Genomic DNA, 20,491 nt, shown 5'->3' on the forward strand with positions numbered 1-20,491 from the left:
CCGAAACTAGTTTATATGCGATTTTTTAAGAACAACTTATCGCTATGTCAATTGCACCAATTAGAACAAACAACCCAGCTATTTTATCTTAATAGAGGCTGTTCTCTAAAAATTAATATGTTCGTACCATTGGTGGTATATAATTTGCAATATATTGTTCGATTTCGGTGAAAGAGTTGGAGAACAGCATCGCTTTTTTATCTGCTTCAGTTAAAAAACCGTTTGTTACCATATCATCATAAAAATCTTTTAATTTATCATAGTAGCCACCTACATTGAATAAAATACATGGATTTTGGTGTTGTCCTATTCTTGCCCATGAAATTACCTCAGAGATTTCTTCTAAAGTTCCAGGTCCCCCAGGCAGTGCAATATAGCAGTTCCCTAATTCAATCATCTTGTTTTTACGTTCAGACATGGAGTGAACAACTTCTAAACGAGTTAAATTAGGATGACTTAGCTCTCGGTCAACTAAAAATGTTGGAATAATGCCGATTACTTTACCATTATGTAATAAAACTTCATCTGCAATCACGCCCATTAGACCAGCCTTTCCTCCGCCGTATACTAAAGTATGACCATTTTCGGCAATCCATTTTCCAAGTGATTTTGCTGCCTCTTCGTATAAATCATTGTTACCTAGACTTGCACCACAATAAACTGAAATATTCAAATTCTATTCCTCCTTTATGCTATCATTATAGAAGTATAAGGAGTGATTTTCATTGAATATTTTTGAATACCAAAAGTGGATAACAGAATTTTATAAAAAACGTGGCTGGTATGACTTAAATGCCTTTATTCGTGTAAATTTTTTAACGGAAGAGGTTGGTGAAGTTTCAAAAGCCATTCGAACAATTGAAATTGGGCGTGATCGTCCGGATGAAGAAACTCTACCAAGAGAAAACCAAATTGAGAATTTAAAAGAAGAACTAGGCGATGTTCTTGATAATTTATTCATTTTAGCTGATAAGTACGAAATTGATTTAACTGAAATAATGTTAAGCCATAAAGATAAATTAACCAAACGATATCAATAAGAATGCATCTAACCTTTAAACAGCCCCTAAATAAAAGGTCTAAAAATAACAAAACCACCTGAATCGTTGTCATATCAACGTTCTGGTGGTTCTTTTAATAAAACCGCACTTACTTATGATACGTTTCACCGTGATAAGTTTAAATGCGGTTTTTTCTACAAACTTTAATAAAAGTTAAAAATTCTAATCCTTATTTCTTTCTAATAGTTGCTCAATTTTATAATCTGCTTTTAGTAATACATGTTTTATTTGTTTAATGTTATTTTCCCTTTGTACCATTTGTGCATATTTATTTTGAAATATCTCTTTTATTTGAAGGACGTTTTGAATTTCTTCTTGTGTTAATTTTTTATTGTGATCCGTATTTTTCGACCAATCAAAAAGCATTTTAATTTCCAATAGTGAAAATCCAGTTTGTTTAAGTTTAATGATGGTTTCAATTAGAATGACGTCATTATTGTTAAATTCACGATGTTTGTTTATAATTTCTGGATGTAATAAACCTATCTTTTCATAGTATCGAATAGTATCTTTACTAATACCGGTACGCTCTGCAAATTCTCCAATTTTCACCACTACCACCTACTATTTTATAAATTTATAAACCATTAGAATAATTATACTATGAAAAATAAAACGACTGATATGATGGCTGTACTTAATGCGGCCATTTGTTACTATCCCTTGAACAATCGTCAATATATGTAGCAAAACAAATGAGAGAATTAGTAATATAAACAGCAAGTCTTTATTTGGTATAAATAAGATTAAAATTATTCCTGTTGATACAATAACGAATAATAAGGCTCGTACATGATATCCTACTTCTTTCCATTGTTTGATGCCTGCTATTGCTATTAAAAATGCATATAATCCAATCAATATATTCGTCACACTAGCCATTTACATCACTCCATTCTTTTAATATATTCACTTTAAAAGATGGAGTTAACTCCATGTCAATAAATAAAGAACAGCCTACTTTAATTCGTAGACTGTTTCATGTAATTCAAAAACCGCACTTACTTATGATACGTTTCACCGTTAAGGTTTAAAAATTTTCAAAAAAATTATTTTTTCTTTCGAACCGTTTTTAATTTTCCTTCGTTTCCTTTATCGAATAGAAATAATAGGAGGGAATTAACTTGAAAAAGAATGGTTATTTTTTCACTACTTTACTTTTAGCGTTCCTACTTCTTGCGGGGTGTAGCGCTGGAACAAACAACGAGGATCAGAATACAAAGGAACAAGCAAATGAGACAGCAAAAGTCGAAAACAATAAAGACGAAGCGAAATCCGCACTTAAGATGATGGAGAATGAAACAGTAGGTCAATACTTGGCTGATGCTAATGGAATGGCTCTATACTACTTTACTAAGGATGAGCCTAATAAAACAAACTGCAGTGGCGATTGCCTGAAAAACTGGCCATCTTTCTTTGCGGAAAATGTAGAGGTTCCTGAAGGATTCAACAAGGAGGACTTCGGCACGATTACTCGCGAAGACACTGGAGAAAAGCAAACAACCTATAAAGGCTATCCGCTTTACTATTTTGCCAATGACACTGCATCCGGGGATGTTAAAGGTCAAGGCGTCAAGGGTGTTTGGTTTATTGTAAACAGCGAAACAGTATTTAAATAAGGATAACATGAAGGAACTGCTGAAATTGGCAGTTCTTTTTTCTCTCCATTATATTTTTATATACAGTATATGGTTTATAATAAAACTAAATATTCTTACAAAGGGAGAGAATCAGAGAGTGAAGACTAAAACGGACGAGGAATTAATTGAATTAATTGTCCAAAAACATCGTCCAGCTCTGGAAGAACTGTATGATCGCTATATAAAGCTCGTTTACAGTTTCTCTATGAAAATGACAAAGGGCGACACAGAGAAAACAAAAGAAATTGTTCAACAAGTTTTTCTCCGACTTTGGACAACAAATAGAACTTATAGCCAAGCAAAAGGGGCATTTCCGAATTGGCTTATCACGATTACTAGAAATATTTCCATTGATTTAATTCGTAAAGAACAAAAACATAATGGAACTATCCAGTTAGAGTTCCATCAATGGGGACAAATGGAGGATCTTCAGTCAGAAGGCATCTTCCAACAAGTTTCAAAAAATATTTCAAAACAGCAAATTCATGAAGCTAAATGCCATCTATCCGAATCACAGCAACGCCTTATCAATCTATTATACTGGGAAGGCTATTCTTTAAGTGAAATTGCTGAGCTTGAAAAAAAACCCATTGGTACAATTAAAAGCCGGCTACATCAAACCTTAAAGAAACTGAGGGAATATATGAGTGAAGGAACTGGAGGTGTTAGGCGTGGAAAATAAATGCGAAAACCTGACTTTATATATGATAGACGAACTTTCTAAACAAGAAAGAAAACATTATGAACAGCATCTTAAAACGTGTATACCATGCCAAAATGAATTAAACTCCTTGCAAGAAACATGGCAGATGCTTTCATATGATATGGAAGGAGCGGAAGTCCCAGAAACACTTAAAACAGAGGTCATGAATTTTATCTTTGACGATGTACCTTTAAAAGCACCCGCAGCAATCGATAAAAAACAAACCATTGTTCAACGTTTGAAGTTACAATTGCGAAATCAATTCTCACCCTTATCTGCAGTAACAACCATCATTTTAATATTAGGTGTTTTTGGATTGTATTGGAAAAACGTTCAATTAAACGATTTTATTACAGCAATAGAAAGCGAAGTTCATACTCCTTCTCAAATCGTCAAAACCTTTACTTTAAAGGGACAGAATATAGCTTCATCTGCAAACGGAATGGCCTATCTTCTTGAAAACGACAATCATAACGATCTAATTATTGAGTTAAACAATATGCCAGGAACTAAAAGAGATGAAGTATATCAAGTATGGCTGTTAAAAGACGGGGATCGGCATAATGCTGGTATTTTAAAGCCCGATGAAAACGGTAACGGCTTCATTACGTACCGGCTCCCGAAAGATCAAATCTTCAATGATATTGGGATTACTTTAGAACCAAATCCAAATAACACCCAACCTCAAGGGGGGAAAGTGATGGGAACTTCTTAAATTTAATCTAAAAAAGGCTTTACCTATGGATTTATTCTTGTAGGTAAAGCCTTTTTTTCATAAACCGCATATGTTGTACTTGTTTGATCGTACTAAAAAAAATCGATGCTTCTATTGACAGAAAATTCAAACTCGATATATAATTTTTGGTATTACCACTGTCTCTAAATTGTATTACCAAAAAATAAAGGGGAAGAGGATTTGAAAGAAAAAGAACGGTCTTCAGATAAAATTGAGAGCACATTAATTAAAGCAATATTGGATGGTATTTACTCTGTAGGAAGTACGTTGCCGCCTGAAAGGGAGCTTGCAAAGGAATTTGGTGTTGGCCGTCCAACGATTCGGGAGGCACTTCAACGTTTAGAAAGGGGAGGATGGATAGAGGGGAGAACAGGAATGCCTGCGGTTGTGAATGATTACTGGCGCGATGGGAATATTACGACACTTGTGAATATTATTGAGAATCACCAACCGATAACAGATGAATTTATAATGTATTTATTAGAATTAAGAAGTTCTTTGACGCCCACTTATATTCGGGATGCGGTTACGTTTAATCAGCCTAAGGTCGTTGCGCTTCTTGCCAATCTAGAGCAGCTTGAAGATCGTTTAGAAAGCTATGCAGCATTTGATTGGGATTTGCAAAAAAGATGTGCTGCCCTTGCCGTCAATCCAATCTATCTACTCATCTTAAATAGCTTCGATTCCATTTATTTAGATATGGCGAAAATCTATTTTTCTGTAAAGGAACATCGAGAGTTGTCCTTCAATTACTATCACGACTTATTAAAAGCTGCATTAAAGGGAGATGCAATGGAAGCGGAAAGGTTATCTAAGACAACAATGGAGAAAAGCTTGGCTCTCTGGAAAGATAGAAAAAAATAAAGAATGCTGGAGGTATGGTAAATGAAATTGAAATATTTTAAAGAATATTTTTCTTATCCTGATATATTAATCATGAGCTGTCTGTTCCTCATTAGTTTTGGATATATGGTTCTAAATTTCAACTCAATCATAATTTTGGGTGCCTTTATTTTGGGAATGATTATGTATTCCTTAGCGGAGTATTTGATACACAGATTTGTTTTTCATCTGAAGCCACCAAAGAATGCATTTCTGTTAAAAATGCTTAAACGTTTACATTATGACCACCATGCAAATCCGAATGAATTACATTTATTATTTTTACCATTATGGTATAGTGTGCCAAACATTGCTGTTGTAGGAATTATTTTTTACTTTGTTTCATCTAGCTTTGTCATAACAAACGCATTTATTGCAGGGGTCATATTCTTTTTATTATTTTATGAGTGGAAGCATTATATCGCCCATCGCCCCCTTCAGCCGATATCTCCATGGGGGCGTTGGATGAAAAAGGTTCATTTATGGCATCATTTCAAAAATGAAAACTACTGGTATGGTGTTACGAACCCAGCCTATGATTTTCTAATGGGTACCTTTAAAAACCAAAAGGATGTTGACCAAAGTAAAACTGCTAAAAATCTAGAGAAACGTGGCGACTAGAATATAGAATTATAAAAAAAATTCATTGTCACTTTCTAAGAAATGTCCTTTAAACTAAAACCGTGCCAGCCCTCACAGGACTGGCACTTTATTTTTTCCTCTGAAAAAACCGCATTTACTTATGATACGGCTCACTGTAACACCTCTAAATGAGGGATAAAAAATGGATCCCCATATGTATGAGAAATCCTTCTTTTTACTCGATTCAATCTATAAAAGTGATACGATTAGACAAAAAGACCGTGGAGTGCTCCTAGTAAGGTAAAAATGATCAAATGGTCACCAATCGCAATTAAACAATTTCTCTTATTTACGAGTCCAAATAATGTATTTTTCAAATAAACAATTGAAATAAGAATGCCAATAATACCTCCTACTGCAGCACCTTCTAACAAACTATTTGAACTAGTCACTTGAACGAGTATTGCAATAAAGATGGAACTAATAAAGGCAACGATTACTGAAAACACATATTTTAATGCACCTTTGCTTTGATTTTCCTTACCTACTAATATGGAATAATAGATTGCCCCATAAAACATATACAAGATTCCACCTATAAGAATAGCAAGATAATTTAACGCACTTAAATCTATTGACATACTTTTACCCCCGATTTATTTAGGCTCTATGGCTAAAGAGATTGCACTGATTCTGCTTTAATTAGACGTTCTCCCTCTATAATGATTCATTGTTTTAATAATATTTTTCATAATGAACGCCCCCTAATAGTTACTGTCTAGAATAAATAGACTTTAATAGTATAGCATTTATATTAAATAAATCCGAAACATTCAGAAAATAGCAGAAGATTTGTTCTCCACTTTTAATGAAAAAGGTGTAAGAGTGCTCAATGAACCGAACCCCGAATATTGGGAATAGTGGAAACTTTATAAAAAGTGTACCTATTCGGGGTTTTTCTAATTCTCTATTTATTCCCTCAGACCTATCTAAAATTAGTCATTAATCATTTTTTTTGCTTTTTTAATAACTTTCTATTAACATCTCTATGACACCATTTTCAACAAAGTTTATTTAAAAAAACTATGTACGGTTCTTTTTTAGTAAATATGGACAAAATATTTATTACAATCACAAATAATTGAACCCCGCACATTATGTTTTAATTCATCAGGAGGTTACATATGCAATACGTTATTTCTATTTTAGGCATTCTTGTGGTTTTGTTTTTAGCTTGGCTGGCAAGTTCCAATCGAAAAGAGATAAAATTCAAACCAATTATCACAATGATTATCATTCAAATTCTTTTATCATTGTTATTGTTAAATACAGAATTTGGTTTAATCATCATCAAAGGAATTGCTACTGTTTTTAACAAGCTGCTCGAATATGCAAGCGAAGGGGTTTCCTTCGTGTTTGGTGGCATAGCGAATGAGGGAGAGGCTCCATTCTTTTTAACTGTATTACTGCCAATTGTATTTATTTCTGCATTAATTGGGATTCTTCAGCATCTAAAAATCCTACCATTCCTTATGAAAGGAATTGGCTTATTATTAAGTAAAGTAAATGGGATGGGTAAACTTGAATCATATAATGCCGTTGCTTCATTAATAGTCGGACAATCAGAGGTTTTCATCACATTAAAGAAGCAACTCGGTCTGATTTCAAACCAGCGTATGTATACGCTATGTGCGTCGGCGATGTCTACTGTATCAATGTCCATTGTTGGGGCTTATATGACGATGCTGGAACCAAAATACGTTGTCACAGCTTTAGTATTAAATTTATTTGGCGGTTTTATCATAGCTACTATAATTAATCCTTATGAGGTTGACCCAAATGAGGATTTATTAGAGATTGAGGCGCATGAAAAACAATCCTTTTTTGAAATGCTCGGCGAGTATATCCTTGATGGTTTCAAGGTTGCCGTTATTGTTGGGGCCATGTTGATTGGGTTCATTGCGTTGATGGCGGGATTCAATCATGTGTTTGAGCTATTGTTTAATATTTCTTTCCAGACGATATTAGGTTATATCTTTGCTCCAGTTGCCTTCATCATGGGGATTCCTTTCTCTGAAGCGGCAAGTGCCGGATCCATTATGGCGACTAAACTGCTAACTAATGAATTTGTGGCGATGTTGGATTTATCCGGTGGCAATTATCACTTTAGTGAACGAACAATGGGCATTCTTTCTGTATTCCTTGTTTCCTTCGCCAACTTTTCATCTATTGGTATTATTGTCGGGGCTGTCAAAAGTCTGAATGAAAAGCAAGGGAATTCTGTCGCTCGTTTTGGCTTGAAACTGTTATATGGTGCCACACTTGTAAGCGTACTTTCAAGTATCATCGTTAGTTTGATTCTATAAAACGTGCTGCGTAACCATGGGGTATTTTACGGTTGAAATGGAAAACAACGTCCGAGAAAAGGCAAACAACCTTTAATAACTGCAATCTAATCGCTTTAGAATCCTTATCATCCTTACTTAAAAAAGGCAGTGGTGCGCACCACTGCCTTTTGATTTAATAACCATTTACAAAGAAAGAAATCGTTTCTTTTTCGTCTTCTGTCAATTTCCTTTTTACGTGTTTTTCATATTCCTTCATTATTTTCTGTCCATCCCCACCACAAATATCTGTATATTTTGCAATCGTTCTAAGCTGGGCTACTTCTTGATTGAATTCCTCTTTTGAAATTGGCTTTTGATGCGAAGGTATATATGTATCTGCATCAAATTGCTCTAACTCATCTAATAGCCGCAGCGTTTCCTTGATTGTATAATTTTCTTTTACAGCATAAAGATTAGGGTAAATGCAATCAGCAAGGAAGAGAATCTTTTCTTCTTTAATATACACGATTGCTGAATCGGCAGCATGGTCACCACCAACATATTTAACAATACAGGTTACCCCGCCAAGGTCGATTTCCATTTGTTTTTCAAAAGTTACATCCGGCAAGACAATCTTGATATCTCGGTGATCCTTGAATTCCTCCTTAATGGCTTTGGCGCAAAATTCAATTTCCGTTCCCTCTTTCACTCGCTCATCTATTGCCTCGTCTGACCATGAAAATGGGATTAATTTCTCCATTTCTTCTTTTGTTTCTTTGGAAGAGATGGAAACTGTATTAGATAATGCAGAAAGGCCAAAGATATGATCCCAATGCCAATGAGTAAGAACAACCATATCAGGATTGGGAACTCCTCTTTTTAAAAGTTCCTTCTGAAAATAATTAGCATGGGCTTCTGAGTTGCCTGCATCAATCATTAATGTCTTATTATTGCCGACCACCATTCCTAGAATGGGGCGGTCTGTTACCGATATTGGAGTGATATACCAAAAACTGTTGCCTATTTTGTTAATTGAGTGCATAAAGCTACCTCCTTTTTATAATATTTTAATTCAAATAGCGGTAATTTACCCTATTGGAGAATTTTTTAAAATCAGTACTTATTTATGATTTGATTCTCCGTAACTAATTTATACGCAGTTTTTTATTAGCAATTAGTCTTTATTGATCTTAGCCAAATACCGCTTAATCGTGCCCATTATCATTACTGCCATTATATAAGAAAAAAGCATATGAAACGATTACGTTTACTCTCCTTGTAATAATCACATCTACATAAAACACGAAATATCAATCAGTATTATTCTTTAACTTTTATTCTAAAAATTAAATAGGAGAAATATCATATAGCAAGACAATAGTAAAGGGGGGACACGTTTGAAAAATTTTTTTCGCGCGATACCATTATCTTTACAGCATTTGTTAGCAATGTTTGGTGCAACAGTTTTGGTTCCAGTATTAACCGGTCTTGATCCAGGAAGTGCACTTATTGCCAGCGGTTTAGGAACCCTGATTTTCCATCTTATTACACGTGGAAAGGTTCCTACGTATCTAGGTTCATCCTTCGCTTTTATTGCTCCGCTAGCATTGTATGTGGGGGAGTTAAATTCGCCAGGTCAAGCAGTTGCAGGTCTTATCAGCGTTTCCATTGTTTATGCCATTGTATCTATTATCATTTCAGTTGTCGGTTTTGAAAAAGTCCGAAAAGTAATTCCTGCAGTTGTCGTCGGACCGGTTGTAAGTATAATCGGTCTTTCGCTGGCAACCACTGCGGTGACCAGCATGGCTTCTACCCAATGGGATGTCGCTATCGTCAGCCTTCTTGCGGCGATCATTGCTACGCTTGCGGGAACTAAGATGATCCGCCTCTTCCCACTCTTAATTGGTCTTGCAATAGGGTATGCTTATGCTGCGATGCGTGGATTTGTTGATTTTGATACCATCGCCAGCGCACCAGCCTTTGCTCTTCCACATTTCGTCATGCCGGAATTTACATGGGTTGTGATCCTTGGTATGGCACCGATTGCCTTGGTTACCATCATCGAAGACCTTGGACATATGTTTGTACTAAATGAGATTACAGGAAAAGAAGTGACAAAGGATCCTGGATTTTCAAGCATCCTATGGGGGAATGGCCTTGCAACATTAATCTCCGGCTTCATCGGTGGACCTGCACAAACTACTTACGCGGAAAATCTCGGGGTTCTAGCCATCACACGCCAGTTTTCAAGTAGGATCATTCAGGGTGCTGCTGTTCTTGCGATTCTTCTTGGTTTGTTCGGTAAAGTTGGAGCTGCTATCCAATCCATTCCAGTTGCAGTGATGGGTGGCATATGTATCTTGTTGTTTGGTATGATCGCAGGAATGGGGATCCGTCATATCATTGAAGAAAAAGTTAGTCTGGCTAATATGAAAAATTTAGTCATCGTCGCAATTATCTTTATCATCGGAGTTGGATATGCCCATGGTATCGCCTACGCAACAATTGCCGGATTGCTCATCTATTGGTTCGTACCTGATTTTACGACAAAGAACGAAAATTAGAATAAAAAGGCCATTCCACAACACTTTTAGCGGAATGGCTTTTTATTTGGAAGGCAACTACTTGGTAACCGAACTTACTTATGATACGGTTCTTCGACATAAGTATAAGTGCGGTTTTTTTCGTCTACGTTTATAATAAAGGAAAGGCAGTAGAGTGCTAATTACGGAGGATGATTATGTTAAATACACCTCTTGGACCTATTATGATATTGAACGGGCAACAAAAAATACCTTACACCTTTATACCACTTCCTAAAACCACTCATTGCCCAAATGTAAACGGTCGCTTTTCAATTACAGTTCCTATTGTAGAATCACCTGCTACTATTCAATGTATTATTGAAAATGAATTGCTCAATAGCTATCCAGAGACAGGAGAAAATCTAGAAGCCCTTTCATTTTATAAAGATGATGTAAAATTAACAATTGGTATTACTGCGGATTTTACATCTACTGATGGCCAATTGCTGAAAAATGGGCTGGAAGTAAAAACAGCTTTTCCTATAGAATTTGGAGTTTGCTGGATTCAGCCAGTTACCGACTCAAATGATGTTGAAACGTTTTTTGGCGCTGATTTATTTTATAAATAAATGAAATATGGCGCGGTCAATATTAATTGACCGCGCCGTATTAAAAACCGCACTTAAAAATAAAAGCAATAGGTAACTGGCCAAGCTCAAATCATTTGGGTTTTAACCAGTACTGCTTATGGGCAGTATAAGCATAATCTCTCTTGTAAACCTTCTAAAACTTCTTCTGGCATTTCCCTGACCTTGATATCCCTACCTAGGAAAAGTAGCCAATTTGTTATTTCATTTAATTCTTCGGGATTATTAACATCGATAAAAGTCTTTAGAATGGCTGTGGCTTGGTACGGATTCGTATAGGAAATAGAAACTTTTAAAGGATGATATTTTTTGAACTGGGCAATCGCATTTGGACCTAGTTCAAGGACAAGGTTAATTACTTCTTCCTGCTTACTTAGTTTTTCTAAAATCTTTTTCTTACTTAGTCTATTTTTCGTAAGGTTTGGTTCGACATTGGTGAGATTGTCGACAGGGAAAATCTTCCTCTTTTCATCGTTTAAGTCGAAACCTTCTATCAGCCAAAGGCCTTTTTCATGATAAAGGTGCAAGAGATAAATTGAATAAGGCTTTATTACCTTCTCTTCTTTGATAGTAATCGATAAATAGCTATCCAAAAGAAGGATTTGGATGAGTTTTTCTAACATAGGATGGGGTAGGTCTGACAGATCAAGTAAATCGGGATTATTCGGGTTGGTCCCTTCAAAAAGCAAGATTTGATTTAAAAGAATAAGGTCATCTTGCTGGTTTTCTGAGATGAGAAATAGTAATTTTTCAGCTAAAGACTGACGACTCTTTAGATAAGGGAGTTGTTTATTTCTTGTGGCCATAAAGGCAATAAAAAGAGCTTTAATCTCATTATCGGTAAAGCGAACAGTGGGTAGGACAGAGTTGTTCATAACAAAATACCCGCCGTCCCTTCCAACTTCAGCGACAAGTGGCATTCCCATGGCCTCAATTTCTCTGATGTCTCTGATAGCTGTCGAACGAGAAATGTTGAATTCCCGCATGATTTCAGAAATTGTAAAATGGGCGCGATTGTTGATATACCGCATGATAATATTAATTCGTTCAACTTTTTTCATTGTTGCCTCCAAAACAGTATCATTTTTTGACATGATTTAAGGCTATTATAAACTCATCAAGTGAAAAGACAAATCGTTTGATAATAAAAACTAGGAGGATTTTGAAAATGGCAAATTATAACCTAGAAGAAAAAGATAGCTTTACCGTATTTGGTATTGGAACTGAGCTAACGAGCCATTACACCGACTTTGCTGGTATAAACAAGGAAAAAGCAGACTTTTGGCAGGCCGTCAGCCAAGATGGAAGACTAGATTCTTTAAAAGCGATAGCCACAAACGACTACGTTTTTATCGTGAACGAAGCCGTGAATAACAAGATGATGCATTATGCTGGCGTCATGACAGAGGCAGTAGCACCAGAACCAGAACTAGGAGAAACTAGAGTTATCCAATTTCCTAAGGGAGAATACTTAGTTGTTAAAGGCGATGGGAATACAATCGATGAGTTGTGTAATAAAGTTACAGGCATTGCTTTTGGTCAAGCCTTACAAGAAGCAAATGATATTGCCTATGTTGGTGGACCTAATGCAGCGGTTGTGATGGAGCAGCGAAACGGTGTCTTTTATGGTGAAATGTTGATTCCTGTAGTTAGGAAATAAAGAGAAAAAGGAAGGTTGGAAATGGCCTATATCGTTGATTTTAAAAATATGTCTACAATTGGCTTAGAGTCTTCTCCTGTAGCAGAAGCTCTAGCTGGTTTACGTGCTAATGAAGCCCGTTACTTTATGAACAAATACAAGCATGAATTTACGGTTGTACCAGCTAGCGAGTCCTTCGAGTCCCTTGATTATGTGAACCGAATTTTGAAAGAAGATCGTGATATTGAGTTTGCGGCCAAACCTTTAGAAACTTCACGTTTTCAAGTAGAAAATATCCAATTTACTTACGTCTTTTATGAGGATGGTCTATCGGTCAACGTCATGTATACGGTGGATGATCCTAAGAAGCGTGCTGTTGGTTTTAAGCTTTCTGAGGGGATGGAGGTACCTAAGGAGTTAGAAGGCAAGTTTAAGTTTGCTAGGCAGAAGTCTAAATTAGCTGGAACAATACGGGGCTCATATTTTGTAATTAAAGGTGAATATTAAATAAAGTAAAAACAACTATACATGCAACAAATGTTCATCTAGGTATAACAAAACAGCACCACTCCATCAGATTAGAGGGTGCTGTAACTTATTTTGCAAAAACCTCATTTACCTATGATAAGGTTCACCGTAATAGGCTTAAGTGCGATTTTTATACAACGCTTAAATATAAATCGAATGTGTCCTCAGTTTTATGTATTCTGCGTAACGTAAACACAGAATACATAATTAATTAATATATCACAGGTTGCTATGCTATATTATATAAGTAGTAAACAACAATTATTGACATCGAATAATGGTAATTTTGGATTGAACAAATTAGCGTTATTGGGTGCCAAACCCATTAGAGTTCTTCAGGAACAAAGAATTCTACCGCAGCATCTCCTTGTGAGATGTTGCCTTTTTTGTTTCCATGAAATTTTTTGGGGCTATCGATTAAAATCATAAACAAAAGCGCTTTGCCATAAACGTAAATAATAGCATTTTCAATGTTACCTTCTGCGGAAATTTATATTTTCTTACTCAATAAATTAAAACCACCTAAGACGTTGCTAATTCAACGTCCTAAATGGTCTTTTTTAAAACCGCACCTACTTATGGTACGGTTCACCTTATCTAACGCTAAAAACTACTCCATACGATCATACACTAGCCCACCAGAAACTTACTACGAAGCGTTTCTCAAGTCCGCTTAAACCAGTACCGTCTCGTTAATACAAGCCAAAATCTCCTCTGCCACATTATGCGCAAGTTCTAGCTCAGATGTGAAGCCCACGCATGAACAGTTCATTTCGCCTAAGATGTATGTATCTTGACCATTTTCGTCTGTATCTAATATGAAATCGGCTGTCCAAATCAGTGGTAAATCATAGCCTCCTAATAGGGACGTGACTTCATCAAGCTGACCTAAAAAGCCGTGTACAAGCGTTATCCAATCATCCGGACTATCATAACGGTATTGTGCGCCTGAGAATAATGTCGCGCTAAATGCATCTGCATCATCAGCGGGCTTTTTGTGTACCACATTAATCGGCTTGTTACGCAGCATGAATAGACGAATTTCTCCTTCTTTAATGCGTGGTAGGAATGGCATATCAACAAGCATGCCGTTTGCGCCAACGATGTATTGCTCACAAAATGACATGAAGGCATCGAGCTCATGATATTCTACATGATTGTCCTTTGCTTCCGTACATTTAATCTTCGCGTTTAATGGCACGACTAAATCGCCATCCTCTAACTCGTCTACTAACTGCACGCGCCAAATACCTTCACCCGTTGACCCACGATTTTGCTTTAACACGCGCTCACCGTTAGCAAGTGATTTCGGGAATGTTGCTTTAAATTCTTCAATTGTATAGTAGGCGTACGTATCTTCAGGAACTAATGATGTATGACGTAGCTTCACAAGTGCATCCTTCGCACCGTAACCGATCATCGCATCAGGGTGTGGCATCCCAACAACACCTGCTGCACATAATTCACGTAGCATTTCGAAATACTCGGCTTCATGCGCTAAGTTCCCAGGATTGATACGTGATACGTAAGCTACCGCATTGTCTTTAACGTAGTTGAAAATTTCATCGCGCTTTTCTAACTCAAAGAAAATAACTTCTGCATCCTGCTCACGCTGTTTTAATGCTTCTACCATGGGCATCGTATCTGGACGATATCCATCTGGCCCTTTATCGCTTCCACTTTGTACTTCAAAAAATATGACTTTTTTCAAAATGTAATGCTCCTTTCGAATTATGGCTTACAGGTTCATCATAGCTTAAAAAAAGAAATAGTAATATTAAGAAATTATAGCGATATTGTTACAAAATGCTGTTTTTACCTTAATATAGCTCCAATAAAGCAAAGTAAATTACTCGTCTTTAACAAAAAATAAAGTGTAAATGTATAAATTTATAGTAATTTTTGAACTGTATAATAAATATTAATTTTAAGATTATAGAATGAAAAACGAGAAATGAATAAATCTAAAAGAAAAAGCATGAAAAGTGTAAGAACAGTCCAAAATCAATAAATCATCAAAAATAGGCAAATAAAAATGCCAGCAATTAAAAATCTGCTCTAGTTAAAAAAGCTAAAATTTCGAATAAATTGTGTCGGCATTGAATATAGTTTGAAGTTTGAAAATGTTAGAAAAATGGAAAAAAGAAAAGTTGGCATACAACGATTGAATGAAATGTCATTTTGTTGTAGCATGTATTTTTACGTAAAAGTGCGAAATGAAAGTTTTTACTTTCCAAGCATTTGGAGGCGACCGAAGATGGAACAAACGATTTGGCAGCAAGAACAAACACATTTAAATGAAATTAGCACACTGTTAAAAAAACATATTGCGGATTTAGAAACGCAATTACAAAAACAAAAAGGCGAAATTGTTGAGGAACGCACACAAGCTTCGGAGGAGTTTAATGATGTGTCGGGTGAAAACGCCATTCAATTTTCGCAGATGCTACAAACGATGCAGTTACGAGAGCGCGAATATTTGCAGCAAAGTGATCAGCTAGCAAAGGCGCAAATTTTATATAAAAGCCCTTATTTTGGGCGTATTTCAATTGAAAATGAACAGGGCGAGAATGAACATTTATATATCGGACTTTCAACATTCCGTGAGCAACAAACCGATGACGTCTTAATTTTTGACTGGCGTGCACCGATTTCGAGCTTGTTTTATGAAAATAAGGTCGGTATGTCACGCTATCAAATTCCGAATGGCGAGTACATTGATGTTCTAATCGAGGGGCGCCGTCAATATAAAATAAAGTATGATGAGCTATTGCAGCTGTTTGATGCCGATATTTATGTAGGTGACGAAGTGTTACAGGGGCTATTAACGGATACGGCAAAAGAAAAGATGAAGTCCATTGTCGCAACAATTCAAAGTGACCAAAATCTTGTTATACGTTCATCCAATAAGGATAATTTAATTGTACTTGGCCCACCAGGTAGTGGTAAAACCTCGGTAGCGATGCAACGAATTGCTTTTCTACTATATGAATATCGCCAGTCGATGAATGCACGCAGTATTTTGCTCATTTCACCGTCAGACCTATTCAACGACTATATTTCCAATGTATTACCTGAGCTAGGTGAAGAAAATGTACAACATACGACGTACTTTCATTTAGCGAAAGATGTAAAGCTATCGCACTATAAAATCGAAACAAATTACGAAAATATCGAACGCCTCTACACAGCAAGCCCAGATGCGCTAGCAAGCTATGCCTATAAAGGTTCACATGGCTATGTAAAGCAGCTGCTCCATTATATTGAAAGTGTAAAAAAAGCAGGGATGCCGTTTTATAACTTAAAAATTGGGGAGGAGCTCTTTGCCTCTGCGAAAAAAATATCAGAGTTATTTTACACGCGCTTTGGCGGATTAGATATTGATTTTCGCCTAAAGAAAATTCGTACACTGTTACTCGAAAAAATCGCGCAGTGTAAAGCGAAAGATCGTAAAGCATTTATGAAGGAATTACAAGCGGTCACAACGTACATCGGTACAGATAAAGAAATCGAACAGCAAGTAAATGAGCGATTACAAAAGAAATACGGCAAACTTGAAATGACTATCCAGCAGCTCGGCTTTGTGAATCTGAACAAAATGTATGTGCAATCACTGGCTTATCAAAAGGATGATTTATGGACACAATCCGTTTCACAATCGACAGCAGAAACATTAAAAAAGCGCACAATCTATTATGAAGATTTAGCACCGATGATGTACTTACAAGCGGTTATCAAAGGCATGTACGCCGACAATACCATTAAGCATATTGTTATCGATGAAATTCAGGATTATTCGTATTTACAGCTACTAGCCATTAAAGCGATGCATCCCAAAGCGCATTACACATTATTGGGCGACAAAAATCAGCTCGTGCACCCACAAATGAAGGATTCACTAGCAGAAACATTAGCCAAGCATTTTAAAGTAATCGAGCTCAACAAATCGTACCGTTCTACAAATGAAATTACCGATTTCATGAGTGCAATTTTAAATAATACAACAACGCTTTCGCTAGGAGTCTCAGGAGACAAGCCACAAATCATTCAAACAAATGATTTGCTAGGAAAAATAAAAGACTTAGCAGAAACGCAGTATGAAACGAACGACAGCTTTGTTATCTTGTGCAAAAATAAAGCCGCGTGTGAGCAGCTATACACAGATTTGAAGCCGTTCATTCCAGAGCTACAATTGATTACCGAAAAGCAAAAGGTCTATATGAAAGGACTGCTCATTATGCCCGGTTATATGGCGAAGGGCTTTGAGTTTACGACGGTTGTGTTAGCGGATGCAAATGCGCAAGCTTATGCTGAAGATATGGACGCGTATTTGCTGTACACAATTGCTTCTCGTGCGACACGTAAATTATTTTTACTAACGGAAGGAACATTACCAAAAGCGCTTGCACATATTGGTGAGCAGTATTTTCGTAAAGAAGTGAACATATTGGGGAATAAAGCGTCTAACAAAAGATAACTATTTTTTAGGAGATGCAGATGGAAAACTTCGATTTGATTTTAATGTTAAAGCATTTGATCATCGGCTTAGTGCAAGGTTTTACGGAGCCAATTCCAGTTTCATCAAGCGGCCATGTCATGATTGCCAGTGAGATTTTAGGAATGGGTGAGCAAGGCTTTACGTTCGCAATTTTAACAAACACCGCGTCACTAATTGCGATTATGTTTATTTACCGTGAAGATATTATACGATTAATGACAGGCTTTTTGTTATTTATTAAAACACGTAAAAAGCGCTATCGAGCAGATTTCAACTTCGCTTTATATATCATTATCGGCTCGATTCCAGCTGGTGTGTTAGGGATTTTGTTGAGCGATTATATTGCGGATAATGTGAGTATGACATTGATTGCGATGATGCTATTTGTGACCGGAATTGCCCTATGGTTAATTCGGAATATGCGCGGTACAAAACGCGATGGTGATTTAACGGCAAAAGATGCTTTTATCGTAGGTCTTGGGCAAGCGGTCGCTTTAACACCAGGGATTAGCCGTTCAGGTGCAACAATTATCTCGTCGATTGCAGTCGGCATGAAACAAGAAACCGCATTACGCTTTTCGTTTATGCTATACATCCCAGTAAGCTTAGGCGGAGTTGTACTAGGAATTAGCGATTTTATGGATGAGCCAAACAAAATGGACTTGGCTCTTCCGTATGCAGTCACATTCTTTGCGACATTATTCATGACCTACTTTGCCATGCGTTGGTTCATGGGCATTATGAAAAACGGAAAACTACATTATTTCACATACTACTGCTTCCTAGTAGGTATACTGCTATTGATTTTCTTCTAAACCAATTAAAGCATCATTTCTATTTAAGAAGGGAATGGTGCTTTTTTCTAATTCGAACAACCGCTGTTTCGCTTATTGTCTTTCATACAGTAGCCTATCCATTATTTCGAAAAGAAGGCATTATACAGTACACTTTATTCAAAAATTTTGTAATAGAAACAAAATTTCAATTTAGAGTAGAGTGCCGCGAAGTGAAGTAAGGCTCAAATGCCATATGATTTGAGCCTTACTTTGCGACGAAAGCGTAGCGACAGGAGCACATTTCTTGGGGGCGACTCCTAGAGGATCAAGCGTGCGCGTAAAATCAGGTTGCTCCTGCGATTACTCGTCGCAAAGCTTTGAAGCCACGCCCTCAGGAAAGCGTCCGGCGTAGCGTAGCAGAACGAATTTTATTAGATAAATGCACTTGATTCTAAATTTTGTATTGGAAAATACTTGTTATGAAGATTAAGTAAACATTTTCTCAAAAACCTCTGTAAACCCTAACGCATTCATGTCATAATTCTACTAACAGTCGGTAAGTATATGCTAAAAAGTGACATGCCTATTGTAACGCAAACTAAAAAGTGATAAAATTTTGAAAATTTAAAATAAAGGGAAGAGAACTCAACATGCAATATTCTGATAGTATTTTAAACACACCATCCTCATTCATCCGCAACATTTTAAAAGTAACGGATTCTGCGGATGTCATTTCATTTGCAGGGGGTTTACCGAATCCGATTTCATTTCCAATCGATGCGCTTAAAGCGTCAGTAAATCACGCAATTGATGAGAGTGGTGCAAAGCTGTTCCAATATTCAACGACACAAGGTTATTTACCGCTGCGTCAGTATATTGCAGAAAAATACAATAAAAAACAACCCGGCTTAAATTACACAGCCGATGATGTATTAATTACAACAGGTTCACAGCAAGCGTTAGAACTGATTTCAAAAGTACTTTTAAACAAGGGAGACGGCGTTGTTATTGAAGAGCCTGGCTATCTAGGGGCAATCCAGGCGTTCACATTACGCGAGCCACAATTTTATGGCGTGACGTTAGAAAACGAGGGCATTAATGTTGCCGAATTAAAGACCGCATTAAAACAGCCAAATGTAAAAATGGTGTATACGGTACCGAACTTCCAAAATCCAACGGGGCTAACGTATACGAAAGAGCGTCGTGAAGCGGTTTATGAAGCCATTAAGGATGAAGATGTTATTTTCATCGAGGACGATCCATACGGTGAATTACGTTTTACTGGAGAGCATTTACCGTACATCGCAGCAGGGAAAATGACAAATAGCGTCGTTCTCGGTTCGTTTTCAAAAACGGTAACACCAGGTATGCGTTTAGGTTATATTTTAACGAAAAATCATGAGCTACTAAATCATATCGAAACAGCCAAACAAGCGTCTGATTTGCATACGAACATTTTTGCACAATATATTTTACATGACTACTTAACAAACAATGCCTACGAAGAGCATGTCGAAAAAATTATCGCACTCTATAAAGAACAGGCAAATGCGATGTTAGCCGCAATGGAAAAATACTTCCCAGCACATGTCTCGTACACAAAACCAGAGGGCGGCATGTTCATCTGGGTAACGATGAACAACGGCGCCAACGCACTAGAAAAATTCCACGAGGCAATGGAACAAAAAGTAGCCTTTGTACCGGGGAATCCATTTTACACATCCAAGTCAGACGTCAACACAATGCGCCTGAATTATACAAACGCTACACCCGAAATGATAGAAGAGGGCATTAAGCGCTTAGGTCAAATTTTATAAAGCATGCATACGAAAAGCCATTGTCTTGAAATCAACAGGACAATGGCTTTAAATTTTGTACAAAATTTAAACATATGGAAATAAATAGTATACTAATAGTGACTGAATTTTCGAGATTTAAGGAGTGTAT

General features: G+C 36.6%; 21 protein-coding genes. 14 read left to right on the forward strand and 7 right to left on the reverse strand.

What is annotated here, in order from left to right; translation table 11 throughout:
• Window positions 1–112 precede the first annotated feature (112 nt).
• Complete coding sequence (locus LZ480_RS00985) at window positions 113–673, reverse strand: LOG family protein (RefSeq protein ID WP_241367465.1); 561 nt, start codon at window positions 671–673, stop codon at window positions 113–115.
• A 52-nt stretch (window positions 674–725) separates the two neighbouring features.
• Between LZ480_RS00985 and LZ480_RS00990 the strand changes: the two genes are divergently transcribed.
• A complete protein-coding gene (locus LZ480_RS00990; protein WP_241367466.1) occupies window positions 726–1,040 on the forward strand; it encodes a MazG-like family protein in 315 nt (104 codons plus the stop codon).
• A gap of 183 nt (window positions 1,041–1,223) precedes the next feature.
• Here the strand turns inward: LZ480_RS00990 and LZ480_RS00995 are convergent, their stop codons facing one another.
• Window positions 1,224–1,613 carry a MerR family transcriptional regulator gene (locus LZ480_RS00995; protein ID WP_241367467.1) on the reverse strand — a complete coding sequence of 130 codons (390 nt, stop codon included), beginning with the start codon at window positions 1,611–1,613 and terminating at the stop codon, window positions 1,224–1,226.
• A gap of 12 nt (window positions 1,614–1,625) precedes the next feature.
• The gene (locus tag LZ480_RS01000; protein ID WP_241367468.1) at window positions 1,626–1,943 is read right to left on the reverse strand and encodes a hypothetical protein; all 318 of its coding nucleotides are present in this window, start codon (window positions 1,941–1,943) and stop codon (window positions 1,626–1,628) included.
• A 242-nt stretch (window positions 1,944–2,185) separates the two neighbouring features.
• On the opposite strand from LZ480_RS01000, the gene LZ480_RS01005 reads away from it, so the two are divergent.
• The 5 genes from LZ480_RS01005 to LZ480_RS01025 all read left to right on the forward strand — a co-directional run bounded on the left by LZ480_RS01005 (window position 2,186) and on the right by LZ480_RS01025 (window position 5,643).
• Window positions 2,186–2,680 carry a COG4315 family predicted lipoprotein gene (locus LZ480_RS01005; RefSeq protein WP_241367469.1) on the forward strand — a complete coding sequence of 165 codons (495 nt, stop codon included), beginning with the start codon at window positions 2,186–2,188 and terminating at the stop codon, window positions 2,678–2,680.
• 118 nt (window positions 2,681–2,798) lie between these two features.
• Window positions 2,799–3,383 carry an RNA polymerase sigma factor gene (locus tag LZ480_RS01010; protein WP_241367470.1) on the forward strand — a complete coding sequence of 195 codons (585 nt, stop codon included), beginning with the start codon at window positions 2,799–2,801 and terminating at the stop codon, window positions 3,381–3,383.
• A complete protein-coding gene (locus LZ480_RS01015) occupies window positions 3,373–4,119 on the forward strand; it encodes an anti-sigma factor domain-containing protein (protein WP_241367471.1) in 747 nt (248 codons plus the stop codon). The genes LZ480_RS01010 and LZ480_RS01015 overlap by 11 nt, the downstream gene beginning before the upstream one ends.
• Before the next feature lie 201 nt (window positions 4,120–4,320).
• On the forward strand, window positions 4,321–5,004 hold the full coding sequence (locus LZ480_RS01020) for a GntR family transcriptional regulator (RefSeq protein ID WP_241367472.1): 684 nt from the start codon (window positions 4,321–4,323) through the stop codon (window positions 5,002–5,004).
• A 21-nt stretch (window positions 5,005–5,025) separates the two neighbouring features.
• Window positions 5,026–5,643 carry a sterol desaturase family protein gene (locus tag LZ480_RS01025; protein ID WP_241367473.1) on the forward strand — a complete coding sequence of 206 codons (618 nt, stop codon included), beginning with the start codon at window positions 5,026–5,028 and terminating at the stop codon, window positions 5,641–5,643.
• A gap of 227 nt (window positions 5,644–5,870) precedes the next feature.
• Here the strand turns inward: LZ480_RS01025 and LZ480_RS01030 are convergent, their stop codons facing one another.
• The gene (locus LZ480_RS01030) at window positions 5,871–6,245 is read right to left on the reverse strand and encodes a DUF1761 domain-containing protein (RefSeq protein ID WP_241367474.1); all 375 of its coding nucleotides are present in this window, start codon (window positions 6,243–6,245) and stop codon (window positions 5,871–5,873) included.
• A gap of 543 nt (window positions 6,246–6,788) precedes the next feature.
• On the opposite strand from LZ480_RS01030, the gene LZ480_RS01035 reads away from it, so the two are divergent.
• Window positions 6,789–7,970: a NupC/NupG family nucleoside CNT transporter gene (locus LZ480_RS01035; protein WP_241367475.1), complete on the forward strand. Its 1,182-nt coding sequence runs from the start codon at window positions 6,789–6,791 to the stop codon at window positions 7,968–7,970.
• A 154-nt stretch (window positions 7,971–8,124) separates the two neighbouring features.
• Here the strand turns inward: LZ480_RS01035 and LZ480_RS01040 are convergent, their stop codons facing one another.
• Complete coding sequence (locus tag LZ480_RS01040) at window positions 8,125–8,973, reverse strand: MBL fold metallo-hydrolase (protein WP_241367476.1); 849 nt, start codon at window positions 8,971–8,973, stop codon at window positions 8,125–8,127.
• 355 nt (window positions 8,974–9,328) lie between these two features.
• Here LZ480_RS01040 and LZ480_RS01045 point away from each other — a divergent pair, with 355 nt between their 5' ends.
• Both LZ480_RS01045 and LZ480_RS01050 read left to right on the forward strand, forming a co-directional pair.
• A complete protein-coding gene (locus LZ480_RS01045; RefSeq protein ID WP_241367477.1) occupies window positions 9,329–10,495 on the forward strand; it encodes a uracil-xanthine permease family protein in 1,167 nt (388 codons plus the stop codon).
• 176 nt (window positions 10,496–10,671) lie between these two features.
• On the forward strand, window positions 10,672–11,085 hold the full coding sequence (locus tag LZ480_RS01050; protein WP_241367478.1) for a hypothetical protein: 414 nt from the start codon (window positions 10,672–10,674) through the stop codon (window positions 11,083–11,085).
• Between the two features lie 116 nt (window positions 11,086–11,201).
• Here LZ480_RS01050 and LZ480_RS01055 read toward each other — a convergent pair whose 3' ends face one another.
• On the reverse strand, window positions 11,202–12,164 hold the full coding sequence (locus LZ480_RS01055; protein ID WP_241367479.1) for a helix-turn-helix transcriptional regulator: 963 nt from the start codon (window positions 12,162–12,164) through the stop codon (window positions 11,202–11,204).
• 107 nt (window positions 12,165–12,271) lie between these two features.
• Here LZ480_RS01055 and LZ480_RS01060 point away from each other — a divergent pair, with 107 nt between their 5' ends.
• Entirely contained in the window at window positions 12,272–12,763 is a 492-nt protein-coding gene (locus LZ480_RS01060) for a GyrI-like domain-containing protein (protein WP_241367480.1), read from the forward strand.
• Window positions 12,764–12,784: 21 nt separating this feature from the next.
• Window positions 12,785–13,249, forward strand: a complete 465-nt coding sequence (locus LZ480_RS01065; protein WP_241367481.1) for a phage tail protein — start codon at window positions 12,785–12,787, stop codon at window positions 13,247–13,249.
• Window positions 13,250–13,943: 694 nt separating this feature from the next.
• Here the strand turns inward: LZ480_RS01065 and LZ480_RS01070 are convergent.
• Window positions 13,944–14,981: a Cj0069 family protein gene (locus tag LZ480_RS01070; protein WP_241367482.1), complete on the reverse strand. Its 1,038-nt coding sequence runs from the start codon at window positions 14,979–14,981 to the stop codon at window positions 13,944–13,946.
• Window positions 14,982–15,527: 546 nt separating this feature from the next.
• Here LZ480_RS01070 and LZ480_RS01075 point away from each other — a divergent pair.
• The 3 genes from LZ480_RS01075 to LZ480_RS01085 all read left to right on the forward strand — a co-directional run bounded on the left by LZ480_RS01075 (window position 15,528) and on the right by LZ480_RS01085 (window position 20,361).
• Entirely contained in the window at window positions 15,528–17,747 is a 2,220-nt protein-coding gene (locus LZ480_RS01075) for a HelD family protein (RefSeq protein ID WP_241367483.1), read from the forward strand.
• A gap of 20 nt (window positions 17,748–17,767) precedes the next feature.
• Window positions 17,768–18,583, forward strand: a complete 816-nt coding sequence (locus tag LZ480_RS01080) for an undecaprenyl-diphosphate phosphatase (protein ID WP_241367484.1) — start codon at window positions 17,768–17,770, stop codon at window positions 18,581–18,583.
• A 611-nt stretch (window positions 18,584–19,194) separates the two neighbouring features.
• Complete coding sequence (locus LZ480_RS01085) at window positions 19,195–20,361, forward strand: aminotransferase-like domain-containing protein (protein ID WP_241367485.1); 1,167 nt, start codon at window positions 19,195–19,197, stop codon at window positions 20,359–20,361.
• Window positions 20,362–20,491 lie beyond the last annotated feature (130 nt).

Source organism: Solibacillus palustris (assembly GCF_022549215.1).
Lineage (GTDB): Bacteria > Bacillota > Bacilli > Bacillales_A > Planococcaceae > Solibacillus > Solibacillus daqui.